This window comes from Paenibacillus sp. FSL H8-0283 (genome assembly GCF_045040675.1).
In the GTDB taxonomy this organism is placed as follows: domain Bacteria; phylum Bacillota; class Bacilli; order Paenibacillales; family Paenibacillaceae; genus Paenibacillus; species Paenibacillus amylolyticus.
Genome location: NZ_CP150295.1, coordinates 1,953,461 through 1,971,084, shown reverse-complemented (window position 1 = coordinate 1,971,084; position 17,624 = coordinate 1,953,461). Strand labels below are relative to the sequence as shown.

The 17,624-nt window shown below is 44.3% G+C and carries 16 protein-coding genes; 6 read left to right on the top strand and 10 right to left on the bottom strand.

Annotation, left to right across the window (positions count from 1 at the left end; genetic code table 11):
• Positions 1-188: 188 nt before the first annotated feature.
• From MHI52_RS09070 to MHI52_RS09050, 5 genes are all read right to left on the bottom strand, one after another.
• The gene (locus MHI52_RS09070; RefSeq protein WP_127544459.1) at positions 189-1,229 is read right to left on the bottom strand and encodes a BMP family protein; all 1,041 of its coding nucleotides are present in this window, start codon (positions 1,227-1,229) and stop codon (positions 189-191) included.
• Between the two features lie 580 nt (positions 1,230-1,809).
• Positions 1,810-2,169: a 50S ribosomal protein L20 gene (gene rplT / locus MHI52_RS09065; RefSeq protein WP_017689664.1), complete on the bottom strand. Its 360-nt coding sequence runs from the start codon at positions 2,167-2,169 to the stop codon at positions 1,810-1,812.
• Between the two features lie 88 nt (positions 2,170-2,257).
• Positions 2,258-2,461, bottom strand: coding sequence for a 50S ribosomal protein L35 (gene rpmI, locus MHI52_RS09060; RefSeq protein WP_017689665.1), 204 nt, complete (start codon positions 2,459-2,461; stop codon positions 2,258-2,260).
• A gap of 24 nt (positions 2,462-2,485) precedes the next feature.
• Positions 2,486-2,980, bottom strand: a complete 495-nt coding sequence (gene infC, locus MHI52_RS09055; RefSeq protein ID WP_017689666.1) for a translation initiation factor IF-3 — start codon at positions 2,978-2,980, stop codon at positions 2,486-2,488.
• Between the two features lie 336 nt (positions 2,981-3,316).
• Positions 3,317-4,555 carry a glycosyltransferase family 2 protein gene (locus MHI52_RS09050; RefSeq protein WP_036610177.1) on the bottom strand — a complete coding sequence of 413 codons (1,239 nt, stop codon included), beginning with the start codon at positions 4,553-4,555 and terminating at the stop codon, positions 3,317-3,319.
• A 710-nt stretch (positions 4,556-5,265) separates the two neighbouring features.
• Here MHI52_RS09050 and MHI52_RS09045 point away from each other — a divergent pair.
• Together MHI52_RS09045 and MHI52_RS09040 are read left to right on the top strand one after the other, a co-directional pair.
• Positions 5,266-5,793, top strand: coding sequence for a phosphatase PAP2 family protein (locus MHI52_RS09045; RefSeq protein WP_017689668.1), 528 nt, complete (start codon positions 5,266-5,268; stop codon positions 5,791-5,793).
• Between the two features lie 50 nt (positions 5,794-5,843).
• Positions 5,844-6,995 (top strand): MGDG synthase family glycosyltransferase, encoded by a 1,152-nt coding sequence (locus MHI52_RS09040; RefSeq protein ID WP_076327057.1) that lies wholly within the window; start codon positions 5,844-5,846, stop codon positions 6,993-6,995.
• A gap of 140 nt (positions 6,996-7,135) precedes the next feature.
• Here the strand turns inward: MHI52_RS09040 and MHI52_RS09035 are convergent, their stop codons facing one another.
• The 3 genes from MHI52_RS09035 to MHI52_RS09025 all read right to left on the bottom strand — a co-directional run bounded on the left by MHI52_RS09035 (position 7,136) and on the right by MHI52_RS09025 (position 10,655).
• Positions 7,136-8,689, bottom strand: a complete 1,554-nt coding sequence (locus MHI52_RS09035) for an extracellular solute-binding protein (RefSeq protein ID WP_390924812.1) — start codon at positions 8,687-8,689, stop codon at positions 7,136-7,138.
• Between the two features lie 100 nt (positions 8,690-8,789).
• The gene (locus tag MHI52_RS09030) at positions 8,790-9,653 is read right to left on the bottom strand and encodes a carbohydrate ABC transporter permease (RefSeq protein ID WP_373865007.1); all 864 of its coding nucleotides are present in this window, start codon (positions 9,651-9,653) and stop codon (positions 8,790-8,792) included.
• 96 nt (positions 9,654-9,749) lie between these two features.
• Positions 9,750-10,655: a sugar ABC transporter permease gene (locus MHI52_RS09025; protein ID WP_017689672.1), complete on the bottom strand. Its 906-nt coding sequence runs from the start codon at positions 10,653-10,655 to the stop codon at positions 9,750-9,752.
• 408 nt (positions 10,656-11,063) lie between these two features.
• On the opposite strand from MHI52_RS09025, the gene MHI52_RS09020 reads away from it, so the two are divergent.
• Complete coding sequence (locus MHI52_RS09020; protein ID WP_405158899.1) at positions 11,064-13,316, top strand: AraC family transcriptional regulator; 2,253 nt, start codon at positions 11,064-11,066, stop codon at positions 13,314-13,316.
• A gap of 134 nt (positions 13,317-13,450) precedes the next feature.
• Here MHI52_RS09020 and trmB read toward each other — a convergent pair whose 3' ends face one another.
• Together trmB and MHI52_RS09010 are read right to left on the bottom strand one after the other, a co-directional pair.
• Entirely contained in the window at positions 13,451-14,206 is a 756-nt protein-coding gene (trmB, locus tag MHI52_RS09015; protein ID WP_076252463.1) for a tRNA (guanosine(46)-N7)-methyltransferase TrmB, read from the bottom strand.
• A 152-nt stretch (positions 14,207-14,358) separates the two neighbouring features.
• Positions 14,359-14,559 (bottom strand): hypothetical protein, encoded by a 201-nt coding sequence (locus MHI52_RS09010; protein WP_036610190.1) that lies wholly within the window; start codon positions 14,557-14,559, stop codon positions 14,359-14,361.
• Positions 14,560-14,877: 318 nt separating this feature from the next.
• On the opposite strand from MHI52_RS09010, the gene MHI52_RS09005 reads away from it, so the two are divergent.
• From MHI52_RS09005 to MHI52_RS08995, 3 genes are all read left to right on the top strand, one after another.
• Positions 14,878-15,831, top strand: a complete 954-nt coding sequence (locus tag MHI52_RS09005; protein ID WP_036669734.1) for a TIGR01212 family radical SAM protein — start codon at positions 14,878-14,880, stop codon at positions 15,829-15,831.
• Positions 15,832-16,416, top strand: coding sequence for a class I SAM-dependent methyltransferase (locus MHI52_RS09000; RefSeq protein WP_405158898.1), 585 nt, complete (start codon positions 15,832-15,834; stop codon positions 16,414-16,416).
• A gap of 189 nt (positions 16,417-16,605) precedes the next feature.
• Complete coding sequence (locus tag MHI52_RS08995; RefSeq protein WP_076252465.1) at positions 16,606-17,583, top strand: type I phosphomannose isomerase catalytic subunit; 978 nt, start codon at positions 16,606-16,608, stop codon at positions 17,581-17,583.
• The last annotated feature ends 41 nt before the right edge of the window (positions 17,584-17,624 follow it).

Here is a 17,624-nt window from a genome sequence, read left to right as displayed (position 1 = left end):
AATCGAATGGTTCAGCTCCGCTAAGAACGTATAAATTCCATTATCTTAAGAAAAGCTCCTACCGGAGCGTTGGTGCACAGTGACCTTGTACAATTGTTATGATGACTTGATCAAATGTTCCTGTTCTTGCAATCATAAGGCCGGTCAAGACCGGCCCCAATGATTATTCTTTTGCAACGAAGATCAAATTACTCTGTAGGAACTTTGATTTCGCCGCTGATGATTTTTTCTTTGTACTCGTCCACTTTTGCAAGTGTATCAGCAGAAACATTTTTCGTGGAAGTATCAGCGACACCTACACCGTTGTCTTTCAAAGTCAGATTCTCAGCTCCGCCTTTGAAGGTACCATCGATGATTTCTTGGTTTACGCGCTTAACAGCTTCGTCAACTTTTTTGATCATTGAAGTCAAAGTGATTTCATCACCAAACTCAAGAGATTGGTCTTTGTCAACACCGATAACCCATACATCTTGACCTTGTTTCTTGCGAGCACTTGCTTCGATAAACACACCGTTACCTGTTGCGCCAGAAGCGTGGAAGATAATATCTACGCCTTCATTGTAAAGTGTTGCTGCTGCTGCTTTACCCAAGTCAGGTTTATCAAATGCACCTGTGTAGTTAGAAATGAATTTAGCGTCAGGGTTAACTGCTTTAACACCTTCTCTGAATCCAACTTCAAACTTTTTGATCAGTGGGCTTTGCATACCGCCTACAAAACCAATTTTGTTGGATTTTGTTGTCAGACCAGCCACAACACCAACTAGGTAAGATCCTTCTTCTTCAGCAAATGTTACGGATTTAACGTTAGGAGCATCAACAACACTGTCGATGATCGCGAGTTTAGCATCAGGGTTTTGCTCAGCTACAGTTTTGATTGCATCAGCCAATTGGAAACCGATACCCCAAGTCAGATCATATCCACCTTTAACGAATTCGTTCAGGTTAGGAATGTACTCTTCATCGGATTTACTTTGCAGGTATTTAACAGCAGTACCTGTTTCTGTTTCAGTCGCTTGCAAAGCTTCCCAAGCGGATTGGTTAAAGGATTTGTCATTAACTCCACCTACGTCAGTAACCATACCGATATTGAGATCGGATTTCGTTTCAGTGGGTGTGCCACCTGTATCTCCTCCGGCATTTGTTTCTTCTTTCGGTTTGCTACCACAACCTGCGAGCATAACCGATACCGCCAGCAACATTACCAAAGACAAGCTGAGCATCTTTTTCATTTCTCTTTTTCCCCCTTAATGATATATCCCTCATTCCAATCCAGCCTACAATTGAACGGTTAACAGATAGCAGGAATGACTTTTATGCAGAATGTATGGTTTCTTCGACATTAAAAGCGCATTCTCACCCTTGAAGCATCCTATCATCTGTCGAAAAACCGAACATTATGACATGGAGAGAAAAATCTAGGACTAGCCTACTAGAGGTGATTATACAATCAACCAGTGTTAAAATCCAGATGTTTCATCACCAAATATCACATATTTTTGTTCTTTTTTTATTGAAAACGCTTAATAATTTAGCGTTTTAACACACTAACGTTACAATGATGTGATGTTATATAACAAAAACATATCGCGAACTTTAGTGATGAGAGGGATTTACCTGTTTTTATTTGTATTATTTCACCGTTCGTATTTTATGTATTCCCATGGACCGTTATTCACCAGTTATCTGGTTTCATTGTTCCCTTCCAGACTACAACCTATTCGCTCTAACTCATTCAGAGATTCATCCTCGAATTTCTTCCAAGCCGTAAAAAAAGCCGCCATATAGGTACGGCGGCTTGTATCATACAATTTAAGCGTTGATTTTGCCTTTAGCTACAGTAGCCAAAGAGTTGAACGCATTGATGTCGTTAACGGCCAGATCAGCCAACATTTTGCGGTTCATGTCTACTCCAGCAAGTTTCAAACCATGAATCAGTTTGTTGTAAGACAAACCATTCATACGTGCTGCAGCATTGATACGAACGATCCACAGTCTGCGGAAGTTACGTTTCGTGTTGCGACGGTCACGGTATGCGTATACCAGGGATTTCATTACTTGCTCGTTAGCTGTTTTAAAAATACGGTGTTTGGAACCGAAATAACCTCTTGCCAGTTTCAAAACCTTTTTATGACGACGACGTACTACAAAACCGCCTTTTACTCTTGCCATATTAAAGAACCTCCCAAATAAATATAAATGTATCCGTGGTATGTGTACGGCCGTAGCCGATCCCCCATACGGAATCTACTAATTAGAATTAGCCTTTCAAGTTAGCCAAGCCTTGTTTCAAACGTCTAACATCCCCGGCAGCCATAACTGGGTTACCGTTCAGAACGCGCTTAGCACGTTTGGATTTGTGGGAAAGCAAGTGGTTTTTGTGAGCTTTGTAACGAAGGACCTTACCGGAACCGGTAATTTTGAAGCGTCCTTTCAAACTGCTGTGTGTTTTCATTTTAGGCATTTTGTGTTTCCTCCTCCAATGTTATCAGGCTTTAGGAGCCAAGATCATGATCATACTGCGGCCTTCCAATTTCGGTTGACGTTCAACAGTACAAAGTTCTGCAACTTCTACCTTAACGCGCTCCAAAATCCGTTGACCAATCGCGGCATGTGCAATTTCACGTCCGCGATAACGAACAGAACATTTCACTTTGTCGCCTTCGTTCAAAAACTTAACTACATTACGAAGCTTCGTTTGATAATCGTGCTCCTCGATATTGGAACGGAACCATACTTCTTTAATATCAACAATTTTCTGGTTCTTACGGGCTTCTTTATCTTTCTTTTGTTGCTCATAGCGGAATTTGCCATAGTCCATAATACGACACACCGGCGGTTTAGCCTGTGGTGCCACATTGACCAGATCCAAATTCAGGTCAATCGCCATTTGCAGTGCTTCGCGAATGGGCGTAATCCCAATTTGTTCTCCTTCAGCTCCGACAAGGCGTACTTCCTTCGCCCGAATCTCATCATTAATCATGTGATCTTTACTAATAATCGTCCACCTCCAGGTCATTTTGAATATCCAGTTACACAAAAATAAAAGGGATGCCGGTCAAGCTACCGACATCCCTGTAATCAACACAATTCTTCATGAGTATACACTTCATAAATTATTGGGATCGTTGACCAGCCAACATGTTTGTTGATCAGGTGAGAAGTCGGACTTCTGCTTGTGATTCCATTGCTATTCGCTTTAAGGCACTTAAATACTATATCACCCATGAAATACATTGTCAACATTTTTCACAACTTTTTTTTCGTAAATTACCCATTTGTGATATCAGATGTCAACAAAGTATCGCATGCATGTTCCTTACCCTTGTTTGCTTTGCACCTCATCCAACCGTACAACACGTGTATGTTGAGTGTGGCTCCACTGTTTGTTGTTCTGTGTAAAGAAAGCGTAGAACGTAATCGGGTACCAAGACAGCAGGTAGATCGGGAACAGAATCAGATATAGATAAACTTTGGCAAAGGTAACCTTCTCCAGCGCCATGGACAACAGGAACGTCAGAATGTTCAAACCAATAGCCACGAACCCAACCCATAACGGGAAGTATCCATAAATATTAGCAATGTGCGGACCACTGAATATAGCCATGTCTACCCACATCACAGCCGTCATCAGGAACGTAAGCAACACCACATAGACATTGGCTCCGTAGATAGCAAGGTCAAATTTCACCAGGCTTCTTTCCTTAATGGACTGCCATAGCAGCGGGAAGAAGTATCTACGCGCAACTGTAAAGTGACCTTGCATCCAGCGCAGACGTTGTCTCGCTGAAGCTTTGAATGTTAATGGCTTCTCATCAAATACTTTGGCGTCATAGTTGAAAACAGGATACACATTACGTTGCACACTGCGCATCGTAAACTCCAGATCCTCAACCAGACTTGTTGCACCCCAACCAATTTCCTTCAACAGGTTGGTCTCAAAGCACATTCCGGTTCCTCCGAGGAAATTCGCCATATTCAAGTTATGACGAGACAACTGCCACAGACGGTTGATGTACCAGTAAGAAACACCGTAAGCTGCAGTAATCCAGGAATCCTCCGGATTTTTCGTATCAATGTATCCTTGGATAACACGTGAACCATTGTTCAAGTCATCATTCATCTCAAGCAAGAAGTTACGGTCAACCAGGTTATCCGCGTCAAACATAACAACTGCGTCATACTGACGTGGCAATTTCCACAGGTACTTAAGCATCCATTCGATGGCGTACCCTTTACCTCTTAAATCGGCATTGGTACGTACACAGGCGTTTAATCCATGCTCTCTGACAATTTGAGCCGTTCCATCCGTACAGTTGTCACAGATGACAAACACATCGTACAGATCTTCCGGATAATCAAGTTGTTTCAAGTTCTCCATCAAGGCACCTATGACTTGTTCCTCATTGTGTGCTGCGACGAGTACAGCGAATGATTTTGTCGCCGGATAATGTTTCTTTTTCTTTTTCTTAATCAGACCGAACAGCGAAAACGTGAATTGGTACACGGCTAGCAGTGCCAGAATGACCTGCATCGTGACGAATATAGCGTCCAACATCGTTCTCTGTTACCCCCTTTTTTTCAAAACCCAGTTTACTCAAGCATTTCTCTTCCTGATTCTGCAATTTATTTTTTTTTGATCTGCAGAATATGACCCTGTTCTTTTGTGTACTACGTGAATATATCAGGCAATGTTTCAAAGCTTGGTTGCTATCAGTTGGCTGCTTTATCGATTCTGTATCCTTTTCAGTCATTTGTCAAAACCCCAATTTCACTTTTTGAAGCAGAAATGTGATCTTTAAACGCTGAATAGACACTTCGTGATACCACAACCTCGCATTCATGCCTGTTATATCTTATTTTCAGCCGTTTACTTGATTTTTATTTCTAAAGTCCCTGCTTTTTTCATCAGCATGTTATTCTTCGTCAGAGGCTCTATAACAAATAACGCAAACAGACCTCAAAAAGTTTGAAACAGAACTCACATTTTTTTACCTCATTTCAGCCATGTTGAATCATTGTATCTTTTTTGGCTGACCCAAGTCAAAAAGTTAAGATGGGTATATATCCACTCTTTAACATGAATTTCACGTTCTTTACATGGGTTCTCCTTGAAAAGGACAACATTTAAAAATATGATAAACATATACCTGAAATAACCTCAAGTTCATGAAAAACGGTTATATACTAATCAGGACGAAACCGGATGCAGAAAATCACCGGAAATAATGCCGCCATTACGGGCGGCCTGACTGGCAGGAGGCCAATATGAGCCGTTTATTCTTAAAGTTTCAAGATTATGATCGAAATGTTTTTATGTGGATCAACGGCCGACTTCATAATCGTTTTATGAATTTTTGGCTGTATTATTTCACCCATCTGGGTGGAGCAACTTCATCTATTGCAATATCGTTGTTAATCTGGCTGCTTGCTCCAGCTCCATGGAGCACAACAGGACTCCAGGCATGTATCGCCCTTGCGGTCAGCCACATCCCTGTAGCTATCGCGAAAAAATTGTATCCCCGCATTCGACCTTATCTGGCCTTACCGGATACAATTACGTTCCGTAATCCCCTGACGGATCACTCGTTTCCTTCAGGGCACACAACTGCCATTTTTTCGGTCACAGTTCCCTTTATGACCACTGATCCAATCTTATTGCTAATATTGTTGCCTGTGGCCCTTATTGTCGGATTCTCTCGAATTTATCTGGGGTTACACTATCCTTCCGATGTTCTGGCGGGTGCCACAATAGGTACTTTAGTCGCACTTGCAACAGTTGCATTCTGGTCTTAAAGCCGATATGTTAGACTCAGAAAAACCTAGCAGGAACAGGTGAAGCAAGCGTGGAGAAAAAAAGAGTATTACTATTATCTGAAGGCTTTGGTACGGGTCATACTCAAGCCGCCTATGCACTGTCCAGCAATTTGCGAAAGCTCTCGCCAGACGTGCAGACAAAAGTGCTTGAACTGGGAAGTTTCTTAAATCCAAAGGTTGCACCTCTGATTATAACAGCATACAAAAAAACGGTTACCAACCAACCCAAACTTTTCGGGTACGTATACAGACACCAATATAAAAAATCATTGAACAGGCTGACAACACTGGCGTTGCATAAACTGTTCTATACACACACACGTAGCGTTGTGCGCCAGTTACGTCCCGATGCGATCGTCTGTACACATCCGATTCCAAGTGCTGTCATATCCAGACTGAAGCGTCTGGGTGTACAGGTTCCCCTATGCACAGTCATCACCGACTATGATGCACATGGGACGTGGATTAACCGTGAAGTAGACCTTTATCTGGTTTCTTCAGATGAGGTTAAGTCCAAACTAATGCTACGAGGCGTACCTGCAGAAAACATTCGAGTCACGGGCATTCCGGTGCATCCAAATTTCTGGGAGCATCCCGGGCGAGAAGAGATCCGAAGCAGATTTAACCTCAAGAACATGCCTACTGTACTGGTGATGGGCGGCGGTTGGGGAATGCTCAGCGACAAGCTGGTCCATCCGCTGCTGACACGCTGGCATGAAGATATTCAAATCATTTTTTGTCTCGGTCGCAACGATAAAACACGGATCAGCATGGAACAGAACCCCATGTATCGCAAAGAAAACATTCACATTATGGGATACACCAACGAAGTGGACAAATTAATGGAAGTATCCGACCTTCTGATTACCAAACCTGGGGGAATGACTTGCAGTGAAGGCTTGGCCAAAGGAATTCCCATGTTGTTCCACAACCCTATTCCTGGTCAGGAAGAAGAAAACGTCCATTATTTTACGGCAAGAGGGTTGGGAGAACCCATAACTTCGCCCGACGTAGTGGTTAAATGGATGAACAAGCTGTTGCATCACTACCCGGATGTTGTACGTAAACGCAAACGTCATCTGGCGGAAATCGCCAAGGTTCATCCAATGCAGAGCGCTCAAAGTATTATTGATCTGCTGGAGGACGTTCGTCCTTCATCCGCAGAAGAGGCCCGTTTATGAATTTATCCCATTAGGATGTCGCTTCCCGCATTCTTCGTCCAATCATGCCTCTAACCAACGGCTTCAAACAAGCCTGCAACCACATTGAAAAGGTGCCTTCGAATCAGAAGGCACCTTTTCTTTATGAAGGAAAGTACAAACTATTGTATGCCTGTAGACTTCAAGTACTCCTGCCACTGTTTGGTGTATTCTGCCTGAATTTTTTCCAATCCTGCTTGTTTAGCCTTCTCCATAAATGTGTTCAATCCAGCCTCTACGTCTGCCACCAAACCTACATTAAGCGGATACAGATATTGTTTTTCCACTTGTTCCAATGCAGCCTTCTCGGCTTGGTACGGTGTCCAGTCTTCAGCAAATCCGGTATAAATATCCGGCTTTTTGATTTTGTCGAGATCTTCAAACATGGTCAGCACGTCATCAAAGGTTTTATCATAGAGCATGAATTCCGGATTACGCCATGCCCAACCATTCATACCCTCACGTGGGAAGCCGTTGGTTTGTGCATCTCCGACCATTTTGTAGTATCCATTATCTACCTCGAAGTTTTTGCCTTCAACGCCGTATTCAGTCAACCAATTATATCGTTTGTCTGTCACCAGTTTCTCATAAAATGCCAATGCTTTTTCCGGGTTTTTACTGCTACGCGGAATCGCAAAACCATTGTGGATCGGGTGAACCGGTTGTGCAAACCCTTTCGCATTCGGGTACGGGAAATAAGCCAGTTTCCAATCTGGATGAGTAGACTGCACCTTGATAACATCTGCATTAAATTTGTTCGGGTTCTCCCCGGACAGAACAACAGCCGCTTTTCCATTTTGAAGCAATGAGTTGGAAGTATCCTTTACATTCAGTACGTTTTTCGGGAAAAAGCCTTTATCCATCCAGCGTTTGTATGTTTTCAGGTCTTCCAGATGTTGCGCCGATCCCCAGTAGGACGTCACGGTCGATGGTGAGTCATACATAATATCCAGTCCATATGGAAGTTGACCTGCTGTATTAACCAGCTTGGATGTCAATTGACGAATACCATGGGTATGGTTGGCATTGCTATCGGCAATCGGAATCATATTGGGTTCGTTGGCTTTGATGCCCTCCAGATATGCTTCGAGCGTCTCCAAGGATTCCGGTTTCGGAAGATTGTACTTCTCGCGCAAGTCCTCACGGTACGCAATCCCCTCGGTTACATACTCAATCCAAGTGGATGGAACAGTATAGATTTTGTCATTGATTTTGACAGCATTCCACATGTCATCAGGTACATGAGCTTTCAGCGCCGGCGCTGCTGTAGGCAGCATTTCATCCAGTGGCAGGAACGCGCCCTTCTTGGCATAGGACTGGTAGAATGTCCAATCCGCTGTGAAGATCAGATCGATCGGCTGTCCGGAAGACAGCAGGAGTTTATATTTTTGATCCCAGTCGGTCCAGGAGGTGTAGTTGAATTTCACATTGACGTTCAGATCAGCCTCCGCCAACTTATTGATCTCGGATTCAATGACAGGCAGATCTTTGGGAGCATCCCCAAGCATGTAAAATTGGAGCGTCACTTTCTCTCCTTTGTTCCCGGATGTTCCTCCCTGCTCGCTTCCTTGCGTCGATCCCCCCGAACCGTTATTACATGCGGCAAGTACCCCGGCGAACAACATCAGGGCAAGTACCAGAGACAGGTGCCGAATTGTTTTGTTACGCATACGCATCCTCCCTTTTTGTGGTGAACCTTTATATGTTAGCGCAGACTCGCCATGCTTCAGACCTGAAATGATGTCAATGGCCTGACGCCCACAGCGCGTTCACGTTCTAACCTTTCACTGCACCAATGGTGAGTCCTTTAACAAAATAACGTTGTACAAACGGATACAGGAACAAAATCGGTCCCGTTACAACGATGGCCATTGCCATCTTGGTTGATTCGGTAGGCACATCCTGACTGAGTGTGATCCCTGTGCCAATCGCCATCTGGTCAATGAATGTGATCGTGTTCATCGTGTTGTAGAGATAAAATTGCAGTTGGTACATATCCGGGTTGTTAATGAAGAGGGATGAGGTAAACCAGTCATTCCAGTAACCGAGTGCCAAGAACAGACCTACGGTGGCGATACCAGGCATCGCCAGTTTCAACACAATGCTGAAATAGATGCGGAAGTCATTCGCTCCATCAATTTTGGCTGACTCAATCAATTCATCCGGCACTGCCGAGCGAATGAAGTTTTTCATCAGGATAATGAGGAATGGCGTCATCAACCCCGGGAAAATCAGTACGGTGTACGTATCTGTGAGATTGAAGTAGTTCGCCAACATAATGTACCAAGGCACAAGTCCCCCACCAAACAGGGTTGTGAAGTAGATAAAAAACGAGAACGTGTTCCGATATTTAAAATCCTTACGCTGGAGCACAAATCCGGCCATCGTGATGAGGAACAGCCCAAGCGTAGTCCCCACCACCGTTGTAAAGACCGTTACCCCATAAGCCTTGAGTACCTTTGTAGGGAATGTAAAAACCATTTTGTAACCTTCCAGGGAAAAGTCCGTTGGAAAGAGGTGATAACCATCCCTCACAATGGACTCGTTGCTGCTGAATGAACCGGATAGAATCAGCAGAAACGGTAACAAGCACATGATCGATAAAATGATGATGAAGCTGTAGGAAATCAGTTGAAACATGAAAGTGAATTCCGAATCTCTGAGACGAGTATTCGTACGAGTGTGAGTATTCATTGGCGTGTTCATGATCGTTCTCCCTCCTGCCCTGCGGGCGTTCTAGAACAAGGCGTAGTCCTCATTTACTTTGCGGATAATATAGTTGACGGTCATGATCAAAATGAATCCAAACAAGGACTGATACAGACCAGCAGCCGTTGCCATCCCGATATCAAACGTTACTTTCAGTGAACGGTACACATACGTATCAATAATATCTGTAGCATTGTACAGCACCCCATTATTACCGATCAGTTGATAGAACAGGTCAAACTGCCCCTTCATAATGCTGCCGAGTGAGAACAACAACAGGATGACAAAGGTTGGCTTCAGCATGGGTACCGTAATGTACCAGATCCGCTGAAATATATTCGCCCCGTCGATTCGGGCAGCTTCATAATACTCGTCACTGATACCCGTTATGGCGGCCAGATAGATGACCATGCTGTATCCAAGATTTTTCCATAGATAAAAGATGATGATCAGGAACACCCAGATCCAGGGTGTGTTATAAATGTCGACCGGGCCGGCCTCAAAACGTTTGAGCACCGTGTTCACAAAACCCGACTCGTAGTTGAACATGTTGTAAGCGATTACACTTAATAGTACAAATGAGATGAAATACGGCAAGAACATGACGGATTGCGTGATTTTTTTGAATAACCTGCCCCGGATCTCGCTAAGCATGATCGCACAGAAGATCGCCAGACCGTTTCCTAATATAATGAAGGCGAGATTGTAACCCACGGTATTGGTTGTGAGCTTCAGCAACATTCCGGATTGCCATAGGAACTTAAAGTTCTCCAGACCGACAAATGGACTACCAAATAATCCGCCTTCAAAATCATACCGGGTGAACGCATAATAGATGCCGACCATCGGAAAATACGAGTTAATCAGAAAAAAGATCAGCGTGGGCAACAGCATCAGAAACATGATTTTGTTTTTGTTCAATTCTTTGAGCATGGCTCGATCCCTCCCGAATTTCTTGCGGTGCTGCGTGGTGGAGCTCTCTTTTTATTGTAGATGCTCTCTTCACTCACGGATACTGAAGCTTCCCTTCAGAAAATGAACGATTCTGCGAAATGAACTATGAACAAAATGAACGAACCATGAAATGAACAGACATTCACACACATCCGTTCACAAATGTTGATATCGTGCATAGGCTACACCTAGTGAACAATCCAGCGAAAGTTGAACTTTATGTAGAGAAAATAGGCAAAATGGCCTGTCCAGCATTGATGTAAACGCATACATAATATATAATTCAAGTTACTCTTGCTCTTCTGTACATCGATATATGAAGCCTCACATATGTATATGAAATTCTATGTTGTTCACCCAAAATAGGAGGTCTGAGGGGGAAACAGAATGCGTAAACGTTCAGAGGACAGTCAGAAGGTCTTCACACGGATTCTGATCGGCATTATTATCAGTACCGTCGCTACCTTACTTGTGGCTTCTTCTATTTTGTACGTCAACTATAATCGGATTGCTCTTCGCCAGGTGTATCGTACAGATATGAACAGTCTTACTCAAACCAGCCGTGAAGTGGCCAAAATGACCGAGACTGCGAAATCATTGTCATATCAGATTTATCAGGACTACACCATCTCTTCATTACTGCTTTATTCCAAACCAAATATCTATGAGATCACATCGGCGATGGAGCAGCTAGACAACTACCGTATGTCCCTTCCCTTTATCGAATCCATCTATGTATATAACTCCAAAAGTAATGAATTCTATATCAGTTCCAACGTGCGCAATGGGCAGCAGTCCATCTCGGAGATCGATGATCAGGGGATTACAAGCATCCTCCAACGCTTCCATGACTATAAACCTTTTGTGCCCATCCCGCGTACATATCAGGTCGGCTCTACCGAAGCAACAGAGGTTAACAGCTACACCTATCTCTGTTATGACACAATTAATGATAACGCGAAGCTAAACTATGCTGTCATCGTTAATATCAAGGATGATTGGCTCAGTCCAAATATGAATGCTGTGGATCAACCCGGCAAAACCTTTATCGTGAATGAGAATGGAGACCTTTTATCTGACTTTGGCGACCGTGCATTGATGAAAAATCTCTCCAGCGAAGCTTTTATGAAGCCAATTATGCAGGATACGGAGCAATCAGCTTACTTTACCGAGAAGGTCGACGGAGAAAAATCGCTCATCACCTATACCGCTCCCGATGATCTGGGTTGGCGTTATGTGAGAATAACACCTTATGATCTGATTACCTCAGATATACGGAGTATGCGCACACATACCGTTCTGTTTTGTGTTGGACTTCTCTTCGCAGGCTTGCTGCTCTCTTACCTTGTGTCCCGAAAACTATATCACCCTATTGATAAGGTGCTTGTTCGTTTACGTGTGATGGAAGCAGAGCGACGTGGCAGTCTTCATTTGTTACGGCAGGATTTTCTACGAGGGGCCCTACAGGGCCGCGAAACAGTAACTGGAGGTATGCTGGAAGAACGGATGAAGTTCTACGGCTCCTCCATTGATGTTCAGCGTGCATCCAGACTGGTATTACTGCGTATTGACCATTTTACCGAATTCAGCGAAACGTATCGTGATGAGACCCAACTTGTAAAATACGCCATGATGAACATCTGCACCGAGACAGCCGATCTCCACTACAATGCGGAAGCTGTGGACATGGGCGGTGATCTGATCACACTCATCTTCAATGAAAAAGCGGAAAGCCATGAACTTGAGCAACCTGCTCATAACCGGATCGAAGAGCTGCTACGTATGATGCAGGCAGCTGTAATGACCCATTTGAAATGCTCCATCTCCTGTACGATCGGCACGGAAGAAGATTCATTGGAAGACAGTATTGCATCCTACACCAGATCAGCCGAAGCCTCACTTCATCGTTTGTTCATGGGACCGGGCTGTCTGATCTATACCTCTGACATCATGGCTTATCACGCCAAGGAGTACGCATTCCCAGCAGGTAAGGAAAGACAGCTTGTTGATCATCTAATGACAGGTAAGACGCGAGAAGCAAAACAAGTCTATGCAGACATCGTCGGCGAGACAGCCGCATATCCATTTACCGTCTTCCAGCTAGCTTTATCCCATCTGACGATGACACTGAACCATGTACGAAATACCCTCAAGAAGAATAATCAACTCACGCTTGATTCAGTCTCGGATGGTCTAATGCTGCCTGTCAAAGACGCGGAAGACATCAGTGAAGTACATGAACACTTCTATCGGATGTTTGATGAGCTTGGTTCCAAAGTCGAGGAGAAACGTACGCTGAAGCACGAAGAATTGATTCGTAAAATCAATGGCATTATTGAGCGGGACTATGCGGACCCCAATCTATGTCTAACTTCTATCGCAGATGAGTTGGGCATGTCGCCCATCTATGTAAGCAGGCTCTACAAACAGCTCACCCTGAAAGGGCTCACGGACGTGATTAACGAGACCCGAATAGCCAAGGCCCAGCATCTGCTGGTGGAGACGGAGAACTCCGTTGCCGACATTGCCGAGAGAACCGGATTCACCAACAGTTCATACTTCTATCGCATGTTCAAAAAGTTCAATGGTGTTACACCAAACGATTATCGCCGCAAAGAATTTCATTCAGAGAACTTTTGAAATCATACCATACCAGACTTGAGTTTATGGAGTAATGCATATGGATTGTTAATGCAAAAAAAGAGCGACCTATGAGAATGAATCATTCACCTCATGTGTCGCTCTTCTTTAATGAGTTTAAGTTAGATTTCGATTTATTCCTGTTCCTGATCTTCGCCAGACTCATCCGAAGCTTCACGAACTTTATACTTGTCCAGACGTGTCTGCTGATACTCACGCAGGGCCTCTTCACCCACAATCACTTCAACCCGGTGAATGTTCATACCTTTACCCATGAATTTCTGCTCGTACTCCGTCATCACATGTTCTTCATTCAAACCATCACGATGCAGATTCAAAGAAATATTGGTCATTTGCAGGCCGAAGTCGGCAATGGCGTTGAGTGAGAAATCAAACAGCGTCTCCGAATCGGTTTTGAAATGAATCTGACCTTTGGGATTAAGCAATTCCGTGTATTTCTTCAGGAAGCGCGGGTGCGTCAACCGACGACGTGCATGCTTTGCTTTTGGCCAAGGATCACTGAAGTTCAAATAAATGCGCTCCAGTTCTTCCGGTTCAAAAACTTCTTCGATCTGTTCGATATTTGCCAGCGCAAGCTTCAGGTTCGGAGGTGTCTCCACATCAGCCTGACTCCACGCATTACGAGCTTTCTCACTGGCACGACGCACCAGTTCATCATACATATCAATACCGATGAAATTAAATTCCGGATATTTATAACTCATTTGGCTGATAAATTGACCTTTACCCATACCAAATTCCACGAAGATCGGATGGTCATTGCCAAACAGTTCAGACCATTTTCCTTTATGTTGCTTGGGGTCCAGTACAACAAGATCAACTTGTTGCTCCAGATTTTCTCTTATCCCTTTTCTGCCACGTAAACGCATTTTATTCCTCCGTTTGTCCCATACTTGTCTCAGACTTATTTTGCCGAAGAACTGGCAAATTGTAAAGAGCAATGAAAAGGGAATCTTCGGATCTGCCACTTTGGGCAAATCTCAAAGATTCCCTCTTCGATTTATTTGGAATTGGGGTCCAACTACTTTAGTAGTTCATAGTCTACCTTATCTTGGTGTGAAAAATCAAATGTCTTTTCGAAAGCATCGCGAACTTTTTGTCTTGCAGCCGCTTTCACTTTCGGATTTCCATTAAAACGAACACCTGTTAAAGCCAGTGCTTCTTCTGCCGTCAATTCAACAGACACATGATTCAACTCATTGTTTTTAACTTGGGAATTCATTCATATCACCTCACGGTATAGTATGGTCCATGACGTCAACGTTGATTCAAATGCTATGATGAATAATACCCATTAGATGGTGTCTGACGCTGATTTAAATATAACATAAGGTGTAAACTATAGCAAGGAGAAAACCTTGATTTTACGGCCTATTTTTGCGTTTCGATTCCCTTTTTTTTTAGTTTTTTGATACAATGATAAAAGTTCATGAAGACACCTATAATCGCTATCCATCGTCTATGACGGAAATCGCATAGCGCTTCTTCTTTTGTTCACGTATGATTACGGTAATTCGACAGCCAAAGGAGTACCCTGAAGATGAATGCACCTGCATTACAGTCCCCTCTCCTGTGGGGAGATAAACGATTCCATACCTGGAATTATGAGATGCGAGATCAATTTAACAATAAGGTTTTCAAAGTGATGCTGGATGCTGGATTCACCTGTCCCAACCGCGACGGTTCCATTGCCAAAGGTGGTTGCACATTCTGCAGTGCGCGTGGATCAGGCGATTTTGCTGGCAGCAGACGTGAAGATCTGGTCACCCAATTCAATACAATTCGAGATAAACAGCACCTCAAGTGGCCTAAAGCCCATTATATTGGCTACTTCCAAGCCTATACGAATACGTATGCTCCGGTTGAGGAGCTGCGCGAATATTTTGAAGAGATTTTGGAGCAACCCGGTGTTGTTGGTTTGTCCATCGCCACTCGCCCGGACTGTTTGCCAGATGACGTTGTTGATTATTTGGCTGAACTGAACGAGCGCACCTACCTGTGGGTTGAGATGGGGCTTCAAACCATCCATGATTCCACATCAACATTGATTAATCGCGCGCACGACACGAAGTGTTATGAAGAAGCGGTTGAGAAACTGCGCAAACGGAATATACGTGTGTGCACACATATCATATATGGTCTGCCTCAAGAGACACATGAGATGATGCTGGACACTGGACGTGCAGTTGCCAATATGGATGTACAGGGAATCAAGATTCACCTGCTGCATCTGATGCGCAAAACACCAATGGTGAAGCAATACGAAGCCGGTCTTTTACGTTTTCTGGATCAGGACGAGTATATCAAGCTGATCGTAGATACACTGGAGATGCTTCCACCGGAAATGATCGTACACCGTCTTACAGGCGACGCACCGCGTGATCTGTTGATTGGACCGATGTGGTCCATGAACAAATGGGAAGTGTTGAACTCCATTGATCGTGAGTTGCGAGAGCGGGATTCATGGCAAGGTAAGTATTGGAGGCGAGCATAGATGGGCTTTCTTTCGGTTCTCAGCTGTGCGCATCAGTGGGTTGCTTCCCGTCTGCAGAAAGGTGATCTGGCGATAGATGCAACGGTGGGTACAGGAGCAGACACACTATTTTTGGCACAACAAGTTGGCCGGCGTGGTCAAGTCATTGGATTCGATATTCAAAATGAAGCCCTCACGCTGGCACAGGCCCGGATTCGAAAACAAAATGATGAAGCCAAGCTTGGCTCCATCTCCATGCTTCAACTAAGCCATGATCGAATGGCAGAAGCAGTTCCTGAGTCATGGCTTGGTACGGTTGGTGCAGTTATGTTCAATCTGGGGTACCTGCCTTCAGAAAGTGCAGATTCCTCCATCATCACCGAGACTGACAGCACAATCGCTGCACTCGAGGCTGCACTCGCTTTATTACGTCCTCGCGGAATTATTACGGTTGTGCTCTACCCCGGTCATGACGGAGGGGCACAGGAAGCAGAAGCTGTATTGGACTGGTCCTCTGCCCTTCCGGTGGAACAGGCACAGGTTGTGATCTATCGCCAATTGCAGCGAGAAACTTCTCCTTTTCTGATCGGAATCGAGAAAAAATAATTTCCTTTGTTCACCAAATACAATAAACTAGACACAATCGCAAGGCGAGCTATTAACGGCTTTTTCTTACTGCGATCTGTGTTCTACATCTACATATGCAAACGTATTCACTTGTTTGCTCATGGCGACTACATGCCCATGACTGATTAAAGCGATCCACCATTTCATATACTAGAGGAGAGATTACTGATGTCTACGCCATACCCATTACAATTCCAACCTGAGTTCAAAGAACGTGTGTGGGGCGGTCGTGCGCTGGAGCAATTCGGCCTTACGCCCCCTGAAGGACATATCGGAGAAGGATGGATGATTGCAGATCATCCCAACGGTACAACCAAGGTATTAAATGGAGCACTGGCTGGCAAGGGTCTGGATGAAGTTCGTGAACAACTGGGCACCGAATGGCTTGGAACCAAAGGTGTCTCTGAAAAAGGCGGCCGTTTCCCCCTTCTGATTAAGCTGCTTGACTGCAACGATGACCTGTCCGTTCAGGTTCATCCAACAGACGATTATGAGGCACTTCCTCCAGGCGAGCTTGGCAAAACAGAAATGTGGTATGTACTCGACGCAAAACCGGGCGCACACATCATCTATGGCTTGAACGAAGGCGTTGATCGGGCAACATTAAAAGAAGCATTGGAAAACGGCACGGTGATGGATACCCTTCGTCAGGTACCTGTAGAGGCCGGCGATACGTTCTTTATCCCTGCCGGAACAGTGCATGCGCTCTGTGCAGGTGTCGTTGTCGCTGAGATTCAGCAAAACTCGGATACGACGTACCGCATATACGATTATAATCGTCCAGGGCTGGATGGCAAACCACGTGAGTTGCATGTTGAAGACTCATTAAATGTCACCGCCTATGAGGGCGCAGGTGCCTCAACGATGAAAACAAATAACGCTACTCCTGGTGAATGGCTCAAGCTTGCGGAATGCCCTTATTTTGTAGTTGAAAAAGGTATTGTGAATAAACGTTGGGAACTCTCCACCAATCCTGACAGCTTCACGATTCTCGTTGTCTGTGAAGGAGAAGGAACTTTGGAGTGGGCACATGCTGAATCAGACAGCATTGAATTGAAAGCTGGACAATGTTATCTCTTGCCAGCCAATCTGGGTTCTTATACATTGAACGGGAATACCACTGTTCTTCGCTCTTATCTGCCCTAAATCAAGCTTATATGTAACCTGTGAAGGAGGAATTACACGAG